The organism is Streptococcus mitis (assembly GCF_946190285.1).
Taxonomy (GTDB): domain Bacteria; phylum Bacillota; class Bacilli; order Lactobacillales; family Streptococcaceae; genus Streptococcus; species Streptococcus mitis_CP.
Map to the genome: position 1 here is coordinate 54,994 of NZ_CAMHZX010000007.1, position 17,555 is coordinate 72,548.

Annotated in this window: 19 protein-coding genes and 1 pseudogene; 5 read left to right on the forward strand and 15 right to left on the reverse strand. The window is 37.2% G+C overall.

Features of this window, described 5'->3' with window-relative positions; translation table 11 throughout:
* Positions 1–114: 114 nt before the first annotated feature.
* The 3 genes from hpf to N8L39_RS08420 form a co-directional block, all read right to left on the reverse strand.
* Positions 115–663 (reverse strand): ribosome hibernation-promoting factor, HPF/YfiA family, encoded by a 549-nt coding sequence (hpf, locus tag N8L39_RS08410; protein ID WP_004255322.1) that lies wholly within the window; start codon positions 661–663, stop codon positions 115–117.
* A gap of 79 nt (positions 664–742) precedes the next feature.
* Positions 743–1,405: a ComF family protein gene (locus N8L39_RS08415; protein WP_261010695.1), complete on the reverse strand. Its 663-nt coding sequence runs from the start codon at positions 1,403–1,405 to the stop codon at positions 743–745.
* Positions 1,402–2,700, reverse strand: coding sequence for an ATP-dependent helicase ComFA (locus N8L39_RS08420; protein WP_261010694.1), 1,299 nt, complete (start codon positions 2,698–2,700; stop codon positions 1,402–1,404). The genes N8L39_RS08415 and N8L39_RS08420 overlap by 4 nt, the downstream gene beginning before the upstream one ends.
* Before the next feature lie 56 nt (positions 2,701–2,756).
* Between N8L39_RS08420 and N8L39_RS08425 the strand changes: the two genes are divergently transcribed.
* The 3 genes and pseudogenes from N8L39_RS08425 (at position 2,757) to cysK (ending at position 4,592) form a co-directional block, all read left to right on the forward strand.
* Positions 2,757–3,392, forward strand: coding sequence for a YigZ family protein (locus N8L39_RS08425; RefSeq protein ID WP_261010693.1), 636 nt, complete (start codon positions 2,757–2,759; stop codon positions 3,390–3,392).
* Positions 3,393–3,482: 90 nt separating this feature from the next.
* Positions 3,483–3,569 (forward strand): annotated as a pseudogene (locus N8L39_RS08430) (PH domain-containing protein); the annotation flags it as partial.
* 96 nt (positions 3,570–3,665) lie between these two features.
* Positions 3,666–4,592 carry a cysteine synthase A gene (gene cysK, locus N8L39_RS08435; RefSeq protein ID WP_261010692.1) on the forward strand — a complete coding sequence of 309 codons (927 nt, stop codon included), beginning with the start codon at positions 3,666–3,668 and terminating at the stop codon, positions 4,590–4,592.
* A gap of 121 nt (positions 4,593–4,713) precedes the next feature.
* Here the strand turns inward: cysK and tsf are convergent, their stop codons facing one another.
* The 12 genes from tsf to yfmF all read right to left on the reverse strand — a co-directional run bounded on the left by tsf (position 4,714) and on the right by yfmF (position 15,908).
* A complete protein-coding gene (tsf, locus tag N8L39_RS08440) occupies positions 4,714–5,754 on the reverse strand; it encodes a translation elongation factor Ts (protein WP_000808071.1) in 1,041 nt (346 codons plus the stop codon).
* Positions 5,755–5,832: 78 nt separating this feature from the next.
* Positions 5,833–6,612: a 30S ribosomal protein S2 gene (gene rpsB, locus N8L39_RS08445; RefSeq protein ID WP_007556349.1), complete on the reverse strand. Its 780-nt coding sequence runs from the start codon at positions 6,610–6,612 to the stop codon at positions 5,833–5,835.
* A gap of 224 nt (positions 6,613–6,836) precedes the next feature.
* Positions 6,837–8,054, reverse strand: coding sequence for a peptidoglycan hydrolase PcsB (gene pcsB / locus N8L39_RS08450; RefSeq protein ID WP_261010691.1), 1,218 nt, complete (start codon positions 8,052–8,054; stop codon positions 6,837–6,839).
* A 93-nt stretch (positions 8,055–8,147) separates the two neighbouring features.
* Positions 8,148–8,642, reverse strand: a complete 495-nt coding sequence (mreD, locus tag N8L39_RS08455) for a rod shape-determining protein MreD (RefSeq protein WP_001249445.1) — start codon at positions 8,640–8,642, stop codon at positions 8,148–8,150.
* Complete coding sequence (gene mreC / locus N8L39_RS08460; protein WP_261010690.1) at positions 8,642–9,460, reverse strand: rod shape-determining protein MreC; 819 nt, start codon at positions 9,458–9,460, stop codon at positions 8,642–8,644. The genes mreD and mreC overlap by 1 nt, the downstream gene beginning before the upstream one ends.
* Before the next feature lie 57 nt (positions 9,461–9,517).
* Positions 9,518–10,312, reverse strand: coding sequence for an energy-coupling factor transporter transmembrane component T family protein (locus N8L39_RS08465; RefSeq protein WP_000377893.1), 795 nt, complete (start codon positions 10,310–10,312; stop codon positions 9,518–9,520).
* Positions 10,305–11,144 carry an energy-coupling factor transporter ATPase gene (locus N8L39_RS08470; RefSeq protein ID WP_261010689.1) on the reverse strand — a complete coding sequence of 280 codons (840 nt, stop codon included), beginning with the start codon at positions 11,142–11,144 and terminating at the stop codon, positions 10,305–10,307. Before N8L39_RS08470 ends, N8L39_RS08465 begins: the two co-directional genes overlap by 8 nt.
* Positions 11,129–11,956, reverse strand: a complete 828-nt coding sequence (locus N8L39_RS08475; RefSeq protein ID WP_261010688.1) for an energy-coupling factor ABC transporter ATP-binding protein — start codon at positions 11,954–11,956, stop codon at positions 11,129–11,131. Before N8L39_RS08475 ends, N8L39_RS08470 begins: the two co-directional genes overlap by 16 nt.
* Positions 11,953–12,498 (reverse strand): CDP-diacylglycerol--glycerol-3-phosphate 3-phosphatidyltransferase, encoded by a 546-nt coding sequence (pgsA, locus tag N8L39_RS08480; RefSeq protein ID WP_237447122.1) that lies wholly within the window; start codon positions 12,496–12,498, stop codon positions 11,953–11,955. The genes N8L39_RS08475 and pgsA overlap by 4 nt, the downstream gene beginning before the upstream one ends.
* A 10-nt stretch (positions 12,499–12,508) precedes the next feature.
* A complete protein-coding gene (gene rodZ, locus N8L39_RS08485) occupies positions 12,509–13,336 on the reverse strand; it encodes a cytoskeleton protein RodZ (protein ID WP_261010687.1) in 828 nt (275 codons plus the stop codon).
* A gap of 41 nt (positions 13,337–13,377) precedes the next feature.
* A complete protein-coding gene (yfmH, locus tag N8L39_RS08490; RefSeq protein WP_261010686.1) occupies positions 13,378–14,661 on the reverse strand; it encodes an EF-P 5-aminopentanol modification-associated protein YfmH in 1,284 nt (427 codons plus the stop codon).
* A complete protein-coding gene (yfmF, locus tag N8L39_RS08495; protein ID WP_261010685.1) occupies positions 14,658–15,908 on the reverse strand; it encodes an EF-P 5-aminopentanol modification-associated protein YfmF in 1,251 nt (416 codons plus the stop codon). The genes yfmH and yfmF overlap by 4 nt, the downstream gene beginning before the upstream one ends.
* A gap of 158 nt (positions 15,909–16,066) precedes the next feature.
* Between yfmF and yaaA the strand changes: the two genes are divergently transcribed.
* Both yaaA and recF read left to right on the forward strand, forming a co-directional pair.
* Complete coding sequence (yaaA, locus tag N8L39_RS08500; protein ID WP_261010684.1) at positions 16,067–16,435, forward strand: S4 domain-containing protein YaaA; 369 nt, start codon at positions 16,067–16,069, stop codon at positions 16,433–16,435.
* A gap of 2 nt (positions 16,436–16,437) precedes the next feature.
* A complete protein-coding gene (gene recF / locus N8L39_RS08505; protein ID WP_261010683.1) occupies positions 16,438–17,535 on the forward strand; it encodes a DNA replication/repair protein RecF in 1,098 nt (365 codons plus the stop codon).
* Positions 17,536–17,555: the final 20 nt, after the last annotated feature.

Sequence of the window (17,555 nt, forward strand, 5' to 3'; positions counted from 1 at the left end):
TATACCATAATAACCACCAAAAAGCGACTTTTTAAAAGTGTAATCAGTAATTCTATCAATTATAAGAAAAAGGAGGTTTACAATTCAGTAAACCTTCCTTTACACATATTGAAATTAAGATTCTTTAACTTCTAACAAGCCAATCTCGCCATCCTCACGACGATAAATCACATTGGTTGTCTGATCTTCAACATCCACATAGATAAAGAAATCATGTCCCAACAAATCCATCTGTAGAATAGCTTCTTCCAAATCCATTGGTTTTAAATCAATTTGTTTTGAACGAACAACTCTAGACTGGACAACATTTGTATCTTCCACCAAAGCATCTGTAAATAATTGACTAGTTGCTACCTTGTTTTTATTTTTACGCTCGATTTTTGTTTTATTTTTACGAATCTGACGTTCAATTTTATCGGTTACAAGGTCAATTGAACCATACATATCTTGAGACACATCTTCTGCACGAAGAGTAATTGATCCAAGTGGAATCGTTACCTCCACTTTAGCAGTTTTTTCACGATACACCTTCAAGTTAACTCGAGCATCCAACTCTTGTTCAGCTTGAAAATACTTTTCGATCTTTTCGAGTTTAGAAACTACATAATCACGAATTGCTTCTGTTACTTCTAGGTTTTCACCACGGATACTATATTTAATCATATGAGTACCTTCTTTCTAAACATTTTTGTTTTTCTGATTTCATTATAACGCTTTCATTTTATTTTTGCAAATTTTTTCCTCATCTTACAAGGGAAAATGTTTTTACATGCTCAGCACCAGCTTCTTCCAACAGTTTCTTCACACGATTTATAGTTGTTCCAGTAGTATAGATATCATCTATAAGTAGGATTTTTTTAGGAATAGTGACTCCACTTTTGACAAAGAAGGGAAGTTCTGTTGCCAAGCGTTCTGAACGATTTTTAGAAGAACTAGCCCGCTCTTCTCTCTTCTCTAGTAAGTCTTGAAAAGAGAACCCTGCTGCTTCAACTAAACCTTCAACCTGGTTAAATCCCCTCTCGAGCAATCTTTCAGGACTTAGGGGAATGACGACAAGTTGATACTCTTTGTATTTTTTTAACTCCTCACTTAAAACTGAAGCAAAAACTTTTCTTAAAAGGAAGTCTCCATCAAACTTATACCGACTGAAAAAATCTTTCATAGCTTGATTGTAAGTAAAAATCGCTCTATGACTGACCTCAACTCCTTCTTTACACCAAAATTGACAATCTTGACACTTTGTTGACAAACCTGTTTTCATACAGTTTGAACAGTTCTCTTCTCCAATCCTCTCAAAAGTAGAATCACAATCTAAACAAAGACAGGAGACATCATTCCTCAGAAGTAAGAGACTACTAAAAGTTAAAACAGCCTTCATAGTCTGCCCACACAATAAACACTTCATAGCCCCGCCTCCTTATTCATCTGCTGAATTTCCATAATTGCCTTCTTGATTGAAGCATTTAACCCATCATGGAAAAAAAGCAAATCTCCTGTCGGTCTGTTCATACTCCGACCGACACGTCCTCCAATCTGTATTAAACTAGACTTGGTAAACAGACGATGATTGGCCTCTACTACGAAAACATCTACACAAGGGAAGGTAACTCCACGCTCCAATATTGTCGTACTGATAAGTATTGTCAGTTCTCCATCTCGAAAAGCTTGTACCTGCTCTGATCGATCTTCCGTAATTGAAGACACAAAACCAATTTTCTCATGCGGAAATTCCTTCTGTAAGACTTCTTTTAATTGCTCCCCTTTCTTAATTTCTGAAGCAAAAATGAGTAACGGATAAGCTGTCTTTCTCTGATTCTTAATATAAGACTTTAGCTTTGGTGACAACCGACTTTTCTCTAAACAGTGATTAAAATCGGATAACCAGACAGGTTTAGGAATAATCAAAGGATTTCCATGAAATCGTCTTGGCAAACTCAATCGTTTTAATTCTCCGATGCGAACCTTCCTATCTAACTCATCGGTCGAAGTCGCTGTTAAAAAGATTCTCAAGCCATTCTCCTTTACACTATTCTTGACAGCATGGTAAAGCGTGGGATTGTCAACATAAGGAAAGGCATCTACTTCATCCACTATCAGCAAATCAAAAGCTTGATAAAACTTCAATAACTGATGGGTCGTCGCAAGAACTAGTGGTGTTCGAAAATACGGCTCTGATTCTCCGTGTAGTAAAGATATCTCGCAAGCAAAATCATCTTGCAGGCGCTTGTACAGCTCCAAACAAACATCTATGCGAGGACTAGCCAAGCATACTGCACCACCCGCATTGATCACTTTAGCTACTACTTGATAAATCATTTCTGTCTTTCCAGCTCCTGTTACAGCGTGAACCAAGGTTGGCTCCTGCTTGTCTACTGCTCGAATCAGTCCCTGTGATACCTTCTCTTGAAAAGGAGTTAATTTACCACTCCATTTAAGAACATCTTGCTTCGGAAAATCCTCCTGTGGGAAATAGTATAAAGCTTGATCACTCCTAACTCGCTTCATCAGTAAACACTCCCTACAATAGTAAGCACCGATGGGCAAATACCATTCATCTAAAATAGCACTATCACAACGTTGACAGAAAAGTTTCCCCTTCTCCTTTCTCATTGCTGGAAGTTTCTCCGCCAACTGACGTTCCTCTTTAGTTAATTCATTCTCCGTAAACAACCGACCGAGATAATTTGGATTTACTTTCATACTTCTTTATTCGTAAAAGCCTAGCACTTTAGATGATTTTTTAGTACAATTAAATCATGGAATTTAGAACAATCAAAGAGGACTGTCAAGTCCAAGAAGAAATTAAAAAATCACGCTTTATCTGTCATGCTAAGCGTGTTTATAGCGAAGAAGAGGCTCGTGACTTCATTACTGCCATCAAAAAAGAACACTACAAAGCTACGCATAACTGCTCAGCCTTTATCATTGGAGAACGTAGTGAAATTAAACGGACAAGTGATGATGGTGAACCCAGTGGTACTGCTGGCGTTCCTATGCTTGGGGTACTAGAAAATCACAATCTTACCAATGTCTGTGTGGTAGTGACACGCTACTTTGGTGGTATTAAACTAGGCGCTGGAGGATTGATTCGTGCATACGCAGGCAGTGTTGCCTTAGCCGTCAAAGAAATTGGCATCATTGAAATAAAGGAACAAGCTGGCATTGCTATTCAAATGTCTTATGCTCAGTACCAAGAGTATAGCAACTTTCTTAAGGAACATGATCTTACGGAACTTGAGACAAACTTTACAGATCAAGTCGATACGATGATTTATGTTGATAAAGAAGAAAAAGAAAATATTAAAGCTGCACTGGTGGAGTTTTTTAATGGAAAAGTTACTTTAACTGATCAAGGTTTACGAGAAGTTGAAGTTCCTGTAAACTTAGTGTAAATAATAGATAATACAGTGTTTCACTGATATTTTCACCGCTACTTTAATTAGCAACATAAAAAGATGCTTGCCAAGACCTACTAGAACAAAAAGAAAACGGATAGCGTTCTCCTTTACACCTATTTACTAGAATTAGCCTATCACAATCGCTTAAAAATTAATGGCTTAGACCTGTGATATAAAAAAATCCTATCACTTCGATAGGATTTCTATATTTTACAAATGGCATAGATAGCGTTATACTAGAAATATCTTATACAAAGAGGTATTCATATGTCTATTTATAACAACATTACTGAACTAATCGGTCAAACTCCGATTGTTAAACTCAACAACATTGTGCCAGAAGGTGCTGCAGATGTCTATGTAAAACTTGAAGCATTTAACCCTGGTTCTTCTGTAAAAGACCGTATTGCTCTTAGCATGATTGAAAAAGCTGAACAAGACGGTATTCTGAAACCTGGTTCTACTATTGTTGAAGCAACAAGTGGAAACACTGGTATTGGACTTTCATGGGTAGGAGCTGCTAGAGGGTATAAAGTTGTTATCGTTATGCCTGAAACTATGAGTGTGGAACGACGTAAGATTATCCAAGCCTATGGTGCTGAACTCGTCCTTACTCCTGGTAGCGAAGGAATGAAAGGTGCTATTGCTAAGGCTCAAGAAATCGCTGCTGAACGTGATGGTTTCCTTCCTCTTCAATTTGACAACCCAGCAAATCCAGAAGTACACGAAAGAACAACAGGAGCTGAAATACTAGCTGCTTTCGGTAAAGATGGACTAGATGCCTTTGTTGCTGGAGTTGGTACCGGTGGAACAATTTCTGGTGTTTCTCATGCACTCAAATCAGCAAATTCAAGCATTCAAGTTTTTGCAGTAGAGGCAGACGAATCTGCTATTTTATCTGGTGAAAAACCTGGACCACACAAAATTCAAGGTATCTCAGCTGGATTTATTCCTGATACACTGGATACAAAGGCTTATGATGGTATCGTTCGTGTAACATCAGACGATGCTCTCGCACTTGGCCGTGAGATTGGTGGAAAAGAAGGATTCCTTGTAGGGATTTCTTCAGCTGCAGCTATCTACGGAGCCATCGAGGTTGCCAAGAAATTAGGTACTGGTAAAAAAGTTCTTGCTCTAGCACCAGATAACGGTGAACGTTATCTCTCTACAGCACTCTATGAATTTGAAGTGTAGTCTCCTAAATACACTTAGCCCTTATTATAGGGCTTTTTATTTATGCCTTAAAAATAGGAACATCTCCCTATAAAGATCGACTGCATAGAAAAAAGGAAGCAATTTGGCTTCCTTTTTATTATTAGTTATTCAAGGCTGCTGCCATTGTAGCTGCAACTTCAGCTTCGAAGTCATTTGCAGCTTTTTCGATACCTTCACCAACTTCAAAGCGAGCGAACTCAACTACTGAAGCGTTAACTGATTCAAGATATGCTTCAACTGTCTTGCTGTCATCCATGATGTATACTTGTGCAAGAAGTGTGTAAGCTTGGTCAACTTTAGTGTTGTCAAGCATGAAGCGATCCATTTTACCTGGGATGATTTTGTCCCAGATTTTTTCTGGTTTACCTTCTGCAGCCAACTCAGCTTTGATATCAGCTTCAGCTTGAGCAATCACTTCATCAGTCAATTGAGATTTTGATCCATACTTCAAGTGTGGAAGAGCTGGTTTGTTAACCATTGCACGGCTTTCGTTATCTTGGTCGATAACGTGGTTCAATTGTGCTAACTCATCTTTAACGAATTGTTCATCCAATTCTTTGTAAGAAAGAACTGTTGGTTTCATCGCTGCGATGTGCATTGACAATTGTTTAGCAAGTGCTTCGTCTCCACCTTCAACAACTGAAATAACACCGATACGTCCACCGTTATGTTGGTATGCTCCAAAGTGTTGTGCGTCTGTTTTTTCAATCAATGCAAAGCGACGGAATGAGATTTTTTCTCCGATAGTTGCTGTTGCAGATACGTATGCAGCTTCAAGAGTTTCACCTGAAGGCATTGTCAAAGCAAGAGCTTCTTCATTGTTAGCAGGTTTTCCTTCAGCAATAACTTTAGCTGTGGTATTTACCAATTCAACGAATTGAGCGTTTTTCGCAACGAAGTCAGTTTCAGCGTTTACTTCAATAACTGCTGCAACATTACCATTAACATAAACACCAGTCAAACCTTCTGCAGCAACACGGTCAGCCTTCTTAGCTGCCTTAGCCATACCTTTTTCACGAAGCAATTCAATCGCTTTTTCGATGTCACCGTCTGTTTCTACAAGCGCTTTTTTAGCGTCCATAACTCCGGCACCAGATTTTTCACGCAACTCTTTTACAAGTTTAGCTGTAATTTCTGCCATTTTGATTCTCCTATATTTTTTAAAAATAGGAGAGCCGGGCTAAGCCCCGCCCTCCTAGGTAATTACTAATTATATGAATTAAGCGTTGTCGCCTTCTACAACTTCAACGATTTCTTCGATTGAGTCTGCTTGAGCTTCTGAAGCTGCAAATTCTGCTTCAACTGCTACTGCATCTTCACCTTGACGTCCTTCGATGATAGCGTCAGCCAATTTAGCTGTGATCAATTTAACAGCGCGGATAGCATCATCGTTAGCTGGGATGATTACATCGATATCATCTGGATCAGTGTTTGTGTCAACCATCGCTACAACTGGGATTCCCAATTTCTTAGCTTCTTTAACAGCAATTTGCTCTTTATGTGGGTCAACTACGTACATAACATCTGGGATACGAGGCATATCTTCGATACCACCCAAGAATTTTTCAAGACGTGCACGTTGTTTGTTAAGAAGTGCAACTTCTTTCTTAGGAAGAACTTCGAAAGTTCCATCTTCTTCCATACGTTTGATTTCTTTCAAACGAGCGATACGTTTTTGGATTGTTCCCCAGTTTGTAAGAGTTCCACCCAACCAACGGTGGTTAATAAAGTATTGACCTGAACGTACTGCTTCTTCAGCAACTGCATCAGCTGCTTGTTTCTTAGTACCAACAAACAATACAACTGCATCGTTAGCTGCTGCATCACGCATGAAATCGTAAGCTTGGTCAGCGTATTTTACAGTTTGTTGCAAGTCGATAACGTGAATTCCGTTACGTTCAGTGAAGATGTACTTAGCCATCTTAGGGTTCCAGCGACGAGTTTGGTGACCAAAGTGTACACCAGCCTCAAGAAGTTGTTTCATTGAAATTACTGCCATGAGTATTTCTCCTTTTTGTTTTTTTCCTCTTCTTGACTTCAACTCGCAAAACGACCCAAAGGCAACTGTTTCACAATTCATCAAGAATGAGTATTATCGTTCACACGACAATTTTCATTTTACCATACTTTTTTAATATTTTCAAGCCATTTTAGTAGATTTTTAAAGTAGGTAACTATATAAATCATAAAAGAGACTCAAATCGAGCCTCTTTGTTTCATTCATTAGTTTGGATAGATGTATGTTACAAAACCTTCTGAAGTTGTAGTAGGATTGAACCAACCACGTTTATTTCCGATTGTACGGTTTCCACCATAGTTTGATTCAGATACTTGGATACTTGTTGATGATGAAACAGCTGTAACCACGGCTACGTGTCCATATCCACCATCATTCCAACATGCAATGGCACCAACTTGAGGTGTAGATCCTGTGCGGAATCCTGCAGCAGCTGCACTTGTAGCCCACTGTGCTCCATTACCCCAGTAATCTCCAGCCCAAGGTGCTAATGTTTTAGCTCCCCATGTACACTCACCAGTTGGATAACTTGAAGCATTTGTACTGTATGTTGGGCGATGTTTTACTGGTGCAGGAGTGTAGCTTGTTGATTCTGTTGAAGCACTGCTTGAAGATGATTCAGAAGAACTAGATACTGCTTGAACTTGTGCAGTGAAAGTTGTATTCCCAGAAGCAACAACTGTTTGTTGTTGACTTGCCTGTTTAGCTTTGTAGGCTGCTTCTGCTTCTGCAGCTGCTTTAGCTTCTGCTTCCGCTGCAGCTTTTTTCTCAAGTAAACTTGCTTTTTCATCCTCTGCAGTAGCCTTTTCAGCAGCAAGATTCAATTCTGCAGCTTTCAACTCAGCTTGTTTTGTAGTTAATGATTGAGCATCATCAGCTAGTTTTTGCTGATTTGCAATAACTGTATTAATTGCATCATTGTTTGCTACTTGTTTTTCAGAAATAGCTTTTTTATCTGCTTTTTGCTGTTCCAACATCTTGTTGTTTGCAGATACGATTTCACTCATTGCAGCAACACGTGAAATAGCTTCTGTAATTGATTTTGAGTTTACAATTGTATTGATGTAATTTGTTGCAGCTCCATTTGTTTGAGCACTACGAGCTTGTTTTTGCAATGAATCATTGCGAGATACAATATTCTTAGAAAGTTCTGTAATTTCACCCTCAAGCTTTTTAGATTCTGCTTGTAGTCTATCATTTTCAGATTGCAAGTTTGATTGCTCTGTTTGAATAGCAGATACCTGCTCCTGAATTTGATCAACTTGTTTTTGGGCTTCTTGTTGTTGTGCTGTTAAGTTACTAATTTTATTATCTTGAGTAGCAATTTTGTCATCAGTCGTTTCTGCATGCGCAGTTGTTAAAACAGCTACTTGAGAAACCATTACTGTACTTAGTAAAAGTGACGCTAAGATTTTTTTCTTCATATTTCGTAGATACTCCTTCTTTTAAAGACACTACTAGTATACCAAAAAAAGGCCTAATGAATATTACGCCTTTGTTACATTTTTATTTCTTTCTTATAGGTAAAATTTTTCAAAAATAAACTGAAAAATAATCATCCATATAAGGTTCAAAATCATTGATGGTACTAAACTATAGACTATAAACAAAGACATACTATCCACAGTTAAACCTACCACTATTGCAAGTATATAAGCTCCCATCTCAAATAGAAAAGTCATGACAATAATTGCCAACATTCTCGTCCAACGATTCAATAAAATAACACTATTAAATTTATGGAGAAATGCCCCCAATAAGACGAACAACAAAGTCGCAATCCCTATCAAGTGGAAAAAGTAAATGTCATAAACCAAACCCACTACAAAACAATAAGCTAAATAGAGATACTCTGATACTTCTATCGTCTCAAATAAGAGAAATAAAAACAGAAAATGACTAGCCAAATGTACATGGGGGAAAAATGAGCCCAGAAGCTGGCTAATATGGGCGTCAATTAGAACAAAGAAAGGAAGCAATAAAAACACTCCAACCCGCTTCAACTGTCTCATTATGAATTCCCCACTAATTCTATCACATCCACATTATGAGTATCTGCACTTAATTTAACAGTTACTTCTCGTGTCAAGTAGTCCGTACTATGCGTTGTGGCAACTACTTCACCAACAGGAATATCAGCAACGTTGAAGTTTCCTAATCCACCAGTGGTCACCTTATCTCCTGCACTAATATCGCTACTACTATTTAATTGACTAATTTTTAGAACTTCATTTTCCTTGTCATAGCCAACAATAATTCCATAAATTGTAGTAGAACCATGTTGAATTTTAACAGAAATCTTATCAGCATTTTCCGTATTTGTCAGAAGGTTGACCATGGTAGAGTTCTCCTCTACTTTTGAGACACTCCCAATCAAGCCACCATTTGCAATTGCTAACATATTCTCAGAAGCCCCTTTTGATTTGCCTGCATCTAAGGTCAACTCCTGCTTCCAAGATACCGGAGAACGCATAATAACATCTGCTGCCAAAGTCTTTGTAGCTTGCAATTTGGACTTCATATCAAGCAATTGGCGCAGTTGTTCATTTTCCGTCTTTAAACTTTCCGCCTCATTTGATTTAACTTCTAATTGGTAAATCTGTTTCTTCAAACTTTCATTTTCATTATAAGTGCGTGTCAAATGAGCCAAATCTGATTTGACAGAATCAAACCACTGAAAAGGTTTTTGAACAACCCTATCAACCAATGAGATTCCATCTCCTAATCTTGTCACAATTGTACTTGAATAAGTCGTCGCTAAGAGAGCTGACACAAGCAGAACAGTGACAAAAACAATAATGACATATTTTGATTTTTTAAAACGGTTCATATCCCTACCTTTATATCAAAAACTGTTACAGTAACTTTTATCAATTCCTGAAAGCTACTAAGATTTTAAGAAAAATAAACAACAACCCAGTACGAGAATAACAAGAATGGTCAGTGTATCCTTTAGAGTCCATTTCAGTTGTCGATATTGACTTCTTCCTTTTCCACCCTGATACCCACGCGCTTCCATAGCGATAGCCAAGGAATCTGCACGTTTTAAACTTGTTGCAAAAAGAGGAATCAAAATGGGAATCATAGCCTTCACCTTTTGAACAATGCTTCCTTCACCAAAATCCACCCCACGCGCTTTCTGTGCATTCATAATCCGCGTCGTATCATCCATTAAGGTCGGAACAAAACGCAAACTCATAGATAGCATTAAGCCAATTTCATGAACTGGAACTTTCACACGCTTTAAAGGCGCTAATAAAGCTTCGACAGCTGATGCCAAACTTAAGGGCATGGTCGTTAAGGTTAACAAAGTTGAAAAGAAAATAATCAATACAAAGCGACAAAAGATAATTCCAGCTTGTTGCAAAGCATAATCCGTAATTCTCACAAACGAAAACTCAAATAAAACATTCCCATTAGAAATGAAAAACAGTTGAAAAATAGTTGTGAAGGCAATCAAGAAAAACATAGACTTCAAGCCCTGAATAAAAAATGAAAGAGATACTCCTGACAAGGCAATAAAGATCCCTGTCGCTATAAAAAGAATTAGATTCGTCAAGGGATTATTAGCCCAAAAAACGATCAAAATCAGTAGCATCATAGCCAGTAATTTGCTGCGTGGATCCAATCGGTGAACTATCGAATCCCCTGGGATATAACGCCCCAAAATCATACTATCCATTTAGCGACTCCTTGAACTCCTCTATCTTAATCGGTAATCGTTTAAATGACACGCCTCTATCAGCCAATCGTTTACAAAAGGATGTAATTTTAGGCACTCCCAACTGCACTTCTTCCATAAAGACAACATCTTGAAAGACATCACTTGGTTTACCACCCTTAACTAAACGTCCCTTTTCCATCACATAGACTTGATTTGCATATTCAGCAACATCATCCATCAAATGCGTTACCAAGACAATGGTCATCCCTGACTGATGGAGTTTTTTGAACAAGTTCATCAACTCTTTTCTTCCCAGAGGATCCAGGCCTGCTGTGGGTTCATCTAAGACTAATATGGCTGGTTCCATGGCAAGTATACCTGCAATGGCCACACGTCTCATTTGTCCACCTGATAGCTCAAACGGACTGCGATCAAAAAGTGATTCATCAATTCCAACCAGAGCCAGTTTCTCACGCGCAATCTGCTCCGCATCTTCTTCAGAAACTCCAAAATTTTGCGGTCCAAAAGCAACGTCTTTCAAAACCGTTTCTTCAAAAATCTGATTTTCAGCAAACTGAAATACCAAACCAACCTGTTTTCTAATTTGACGAATATCTTTATTTTTAGAAGTCGAAGTGATTAAGGTATCAAAAACCCGCACACTGCCTGCACTTGGTACCAATAAACCATTTAAAAGTTGTAAAATAGTTGATTTACCACTACCTGTGTGGCCAATTAAAGCCGTATAAGAACCATCTTTAATCGTCAAAGAAACATCCGACAAAGCTGCTGAAGCTAAGGGAGTCCCTTCTTGATATGTAAAACTCACATTTTCTAGAGCAATTCCCATAGCTTATCCTCTAGCTCACTTTCTGTCAAATAATTTTCAGGCAAATCATAGCCATTCTGGCTCAAAGAATATTTTAATTGATTAGCAAAAGGATCGTCTAATCCAATTTGATCCAAATCATTTCGAGAGAAAAGCTCCCTTGGACTACTAGTTGATTCAATTGACCCTTTTTTCATGATCAACACACGATCACTCATGGCAACTTCTTCCAAATCATGTGTAATGGAAATGACCGTCATATCATAGTCTTTCCGAATTCCTTTTACTGTCTCAATCAGTTCTCTACGTCCCTCAGGATCCAACATACTCGTTGCTTCATCTAAGATTAAAATAGCTGGTCTTAGGGCTACAACACCTGCAATAGCCACACGTTGCTTTTGGCCACCTGATAGACGCGCTGGCTCTCTCTTTTTAAAGTCCAACATGCCAACCAAATCCAGAGCTTCTTCCACTCTCTTTTTCATTTCTTGACGAGAAAGTCCCTGATTTTCCAAACCAAAGGCAACATCATCTTCAACAGTCGCTCCAACAAATTGATTGTCTGGATTTTGAAAAACCATACCGATTTGACGACGTATATTCCAAACATTTTCCTCAGTCAGCCGTTGGCCATCAATTACAATCTCTCCGGATTCTGCTTCCAGTAAGCCATCAATTAAGCGAACCGTCGTTGATTTACCACTACCATTATGCCCTACAATCGAAAGCCATTCTCCACGTTTCACGTGAAACGTAATATCCTTCACATCGTAATATTCCTGACTTTCCTTATAGCGAAAAGAAAGATTTTTTACATCAATTACTGATTTCATTTCGAACCAAATGTCCCTTTAAATACATAGGCACTACCCTTGAAATAATCATAGCCAGAGTAGATAGTGAAAAACAAGGCTACATAAAGTAGAACTTGACCAAGCAAAGTCCAATGTAATAGCAAGAAAATAATGGCAAACATCTGACTAAAAGTTTTAATTTTTCCAGGCATTGCTGCTGCTAAAACTGTTCCACCAGTTTCAACTAATAAAAGTCTTAAACCTGTCACAGCCAACTCACGACAGATAATCACTGCAACAATCCAAGCTGGAGCCATACCTAACTCAATCAGCATAATAAAAGCAGACATAACTAGTAGCTTATCCGCCATAGGATCTGCAAATTTGCCAAAATTACTGACCACATTCCATTTACGAGCTAAATATCCATCTAAATAATCTGTAATACTAGCAGTAGCAAAGATAATAGCTGCTACTATATGACTCCCTATCGAATTTCCTACTGTTAAAATAAAGATAAAAATAGGTATAAAGAGAATTCGACCTATTGTTAAGAGATTTGGAATTTGTTCTTTTTTCATTCGTTTTTCCTTAATTTTTAGTAAAGGTTACAGTGATTTTTCCAGTCTGAGCTGTTAATTTCGATAAGTCAACAGTCTGATTATCTACTGTTAAAGCAACACCTTTGACAACACCTAAAGTAATGGTCACAGGATTTTTTGTTGAAACTGTTGTTTCCGCACTTTTATTATCCGGTGATAAGGTCACACCACCCTCAAGCTCACTTTCTGAAACACTAATCCAACTTCTAGCATCTGAGACTGATAATTGTAATTTTGCAGTTTCCTTGCTCGTTTTATAAGCAACTTCTACTCTATTTCCTTCACCTGATACCGTTATAGCTGGTTCCATATTCGAAGAACTACTAGATGAGCTACTGATTGAAGATGGAGTTACAGAACTAGTCGAGCTTGTTGCTTGGACCACACTATAACTAGACGCAGATGAACGCTCAGGTTGAGTCTGGAGATAATTCCAAACATAATAAGTCACAAAAATGACAATCGATAGTGCAAAGAGTATAAAATAAAATAAAGGTAAAAATGATGTCCTATTTTTCTTACTTGAGCGTCTCCTACCTGTCAACTCCTCTTCATTTACATCTACTTCCTCATAAGTAATCATGCTCCCAGAATCATAAGCATCCAAGACAATTCGCTCATCAAGTTCAACTGCCCACGCATACTTTCTCAAAAAAGAACGAGTATAAAATGGACTAGGAAGTTGATCAAAGTCATCATTTTCCATTGCCTCCAACATATTCAACTGAATTTCTGTTTTTTTATGTAATTCTTCTAAAGTCAACCCTTGGTTGGTTCTAGCTAAACGTAAAACCTCACCAATTGTTTTTTTCCTCATACTTGTCATTCCTTCTTTCTAGTATCGATTATGATAGGTTGCTACGATGGGAATATTGTAAAATCAACTATGTCACCATCATCTATTAAATGGTGTCCAGCATCAAGGACATCCTCTAAAGTAATTTCCTGTAAAATTTTCGGCAGATCAAAGATTGTCTCACCTTGTCCAAAAGCATCATATTGCGTTGCAATAAATTCAAGAGAGTTCATGCTACTGAAAAATTCTCCAAACATCTCTCTTTTGATAATGTCTAAATGATCCTCTGTAATATCTAAATCCTTTGTAAAATTACGAATAGCCTTTTTAAACTGATGGGATAAAGCAACTGGCTCTTTTGTATCCATTGTCAACATAACAAAATGAAAGCGACTTGTTACTTCAACTTCCAGAGATAAGGACGCATCAATTTTACCTGATTCATATAATTTTTGAAAACGATCCGAAGTCCAACCAAACATCATTGCAAACAATAATTTTAATAAAATATGATGTCGATAGCAATCCGCCTCATCAACTTCTCGATTACCTCTAATCCCAATCGCTAGTTTAGGAGAAGACACTTCCATTCTCATACTGTCTGTTTGCTTTACAGGTTGTAAAACAAACTTTTCTCTTGCTACTTCCTGAACATCTAAATCTTCCAGTTCTTTTCTTTCAAAATAGTCCTGTACTTGATCCACATCAAAATTGCCAACTAAAAACAGAGACATATTTACAGGTTTGTAAAACCTTGTGAAATTTTCTTGCAAATTAGTTAGATTGATTTGGGAAATGGACTCCTCACTTCCAACTATATCAGTTGCTAAAGGTATGCCAGGATACAAATTCGTTAAAGTTGAAAAGAATAAACACGAATCTGGATCATCTTGATACATTTCTCGTTCTTGCTGAATAATATCCTGCTCTCTTAAAATGGAATCTTCAGTAAAGTGTGCTGATGTTACCAATTCATCAAGTAAATCTAAATTTTCTAAGAGATGATCCGTTGCAGAAAAAAGATAACTTGTTTTTGTAAAACTTGTAAAGGCATTGCTATCTGCACCTAGACTCGTAAAAGCCGACATCAAATCACTAGAATCTTCTCTCTCAAATAATTTATGTTCAAGAAAATGAGCAATTCCCGCAGGATATTCTTTTACATCTCCGTCAACTTCAGTGACAAGCATATCTACCGAACCAAACTGAACAGTGACACTCCCGTAAACTTCTTTAAATTCCTTTTTAGGCAAAAGAACAACTGTCAATCCATTTGACAAACGAGTTCGATAAACCATTTCTTTTACAGCTGGATAGTATTTTTCTTCAAAAACAACCTTTGTCATTCTATTCCTTCCATAAAGTAAATCGCCTGTAGTTTCACATTATTAGCTGCTCTACAAATAGCCTCTTTGTCAACTTGCTCGAGTTTTGCAATCCAACTTTTAAAGTCTGCTGAAGATTTTCCAAGCAAGGCATTTTGATAAGCACGTTCAATCAATGAACTTTGATTATCTTGAGAAAGCAACAGAGACCGACGAATCATTTCCTTTGTTTGCTCTAACTCAAGCTCTGTAAAATAACCTTTTTTTAAATCAAGTAGTTGATTATTCATCATTTTACGAGCCTGGTTCCGATTTTCTCGATCGATACCAGCATACATCCTCAAGAATCCACTAAATAAATCAAGCTGACTTGAAATAGTATAAGCCAATCCAGCATTTTCACGGACGTTTGTAAAGAGTTTAGAATGAGCAAATCCACCAAGTAAACCATTCATTACAATCATGGGTAAATGTTTCTCATCACCATATTCAGAAGGACAATGATAACCTAATTCCAAAATGGATTGTCCCACATTTTTTCGAACCATACCTTCCTGAAGAATATTGGAATAAGGTTGACAATACTGAATCGTCACATCTCCTTCTCGACCTTTAAAGCCAAATGATTCTAATACATTTTGAATTTCGACCTCATTAAAATCACCTAAGAAAAAGAAATCTATTCGATCATTGGCCAAAAATTCTTTGAAACAAGAATAAGAACTTTGTGGAGTTTCAGCCAAAATACGATTTCGTAAATCACTATATTCCAATTGGAGACGTTCATCATGAAAAAATAATTTGTCTAATTCTTTATGTGCAAAATAAAAAGAATCATCCATATCAGCTGCTAAACTTGCTAGCAATTGCTTTTTCTCAATTTCAAATAAGGCTGGATCAAATCCATTATCAACTACTACGGGTGAAAAAAGAGTCTCTTTTACAAGTTCCAAAACCTGAGAAGTTAGCACATTTTTCCTACTTAAAAACTCATCACGAACATAGGTAAATGTCAATTCTACAATGTGACTTTGCCCTCTTCTGAAACAATTGGTTGACATATCTGTACCGTATAGACTGGCCAAATGTTTTCTCAAATCTTGAGCAGTAGGATACATCTGATTAGCAGTCTCTAGCATACTCGCACTCAACATGCGACCTGCAATCGTATCAAGAGATAATGGAGCGGTAAAACGCACGGTGATTTTGTTCGTTTTAAACTTTTTTGATTGGATAAAATGTGTTAAAATTCCATGCACTAACTCCATGATTTACCTCCTTATATACAGACTTCTATTATATCACGAAAACCTGAAATTTTCTTGTTCTCTGTAACACTTTTGAAATAAAAATCGCTTACATTTCTCCCTGTTTCTCTCACTATTTTTAGGAAAATATGGTATAATACCAAAGATTGAGGTGAATTATGGAATACAAATTATTTGAAGAATTTATTACCCTCCAAGCACTACTCAAAGAACTTGGAATTACACATAGTGGAGGAGCTATCAAATCATTTCTCTCTGAACATTCTGTTTACTTTAATGGGGAATTAGAGAGTCGTCGTGGTAAAAAACTTCGTATTGGTGATAAAGTTGACATCCCTGACATGAATATTGACATCTTGTTGACACAACCTACGTCTGATGAGCAAGAGGAATACCAAGCTGATAAAGTTGAAAAAGAACGAATTGCTAAACTTGTTAAGGAGATGAATACGGGTGTAAAAAAAGATAAATCAAAACCTACTTCATCACCCAAAAGCAAACAAGCTCCGCGATTCCCTGGTAGATAATCATGTGGCTACAACACCTATCTCTCAAGACTTTTCGTAACTACAAAGAGACGAAAATAGACTTTAATCCTAAATTAAATGTCTTTTTAGGACGCAATGCACAAGGAAAAACAAATATGTTAGAGGCTATCTATTTTTTAGCCTTAACACGTAGTCATCGAACTCGAACAGATAAAAATCTCATTCATTTTGATGAGGAACAACTTCACCTTTCAGGTCTTGTTCAGAAAAAAACTGGATCCATTCCTCTCGAAATCGAACTAACACAAAAAGGACGTGTGACAAAAGTGAATCACTTAAAACAGGCACGACTTTCAGATTACGTAGGACACATGAATGTTGTCTTATTTGCTCCTGAAGATTTACAACTAATTAAAGGAGCACCTTCAGTTCGACGAAAATTCATTGATATGGAGCTTGGACAAATTAAGCCAATCTATTTATCAGATTTAACCAATTATAACCATATTCTTAAGCAAAGAAATACCTATTTAAAATCAGCTCAAAAAATAGATGAAACCTTCCTTTCAGTACTAGATGATCAGCTAGTCGATTATGGATGTCGTGTGATGAATCACCGCTTAGATTTCATAAAAAAACTAGAATATTTTGGCCGTAAGAAACACCTTGAACTTTCTAATCAAATTGAAGAATTGTCAATATCCTATCAATCTTCTGTCAACATAACTGACAAAGAAGACTTATCAGAATCTTTCAAAATTGCTTTAGAAAAAAGTAGGTCCAGAGATTTATTTAAAAAGAACACTGGTGTTGGTCCTCATCGGGATGACATTTCTTTTTATATAAATGGAATGGATGCTAGTTTCGGAAGTCAAGGCCAACATCGTAGTCTCGTCCTCTCAATAAAATTAGCAGAAATCGAGTTAATGGAAAGCATTACTACAGAATCTCCAATATTACTGCTTGACGATGTTATGAGCGAACTTGACAACACTAGACAACTAAAATTATTAGAAACGATTTCTCATTCAATCCAAACTTTTATCACAACAACAAGCTTAGACCATCTTCAAAATCTGCCAGAAAATCTAAGTATCTTCACTATTCAGGATGGTAAAGTTTCTGTAAATTATAATTGACAACATTGTAAAAGAACTCC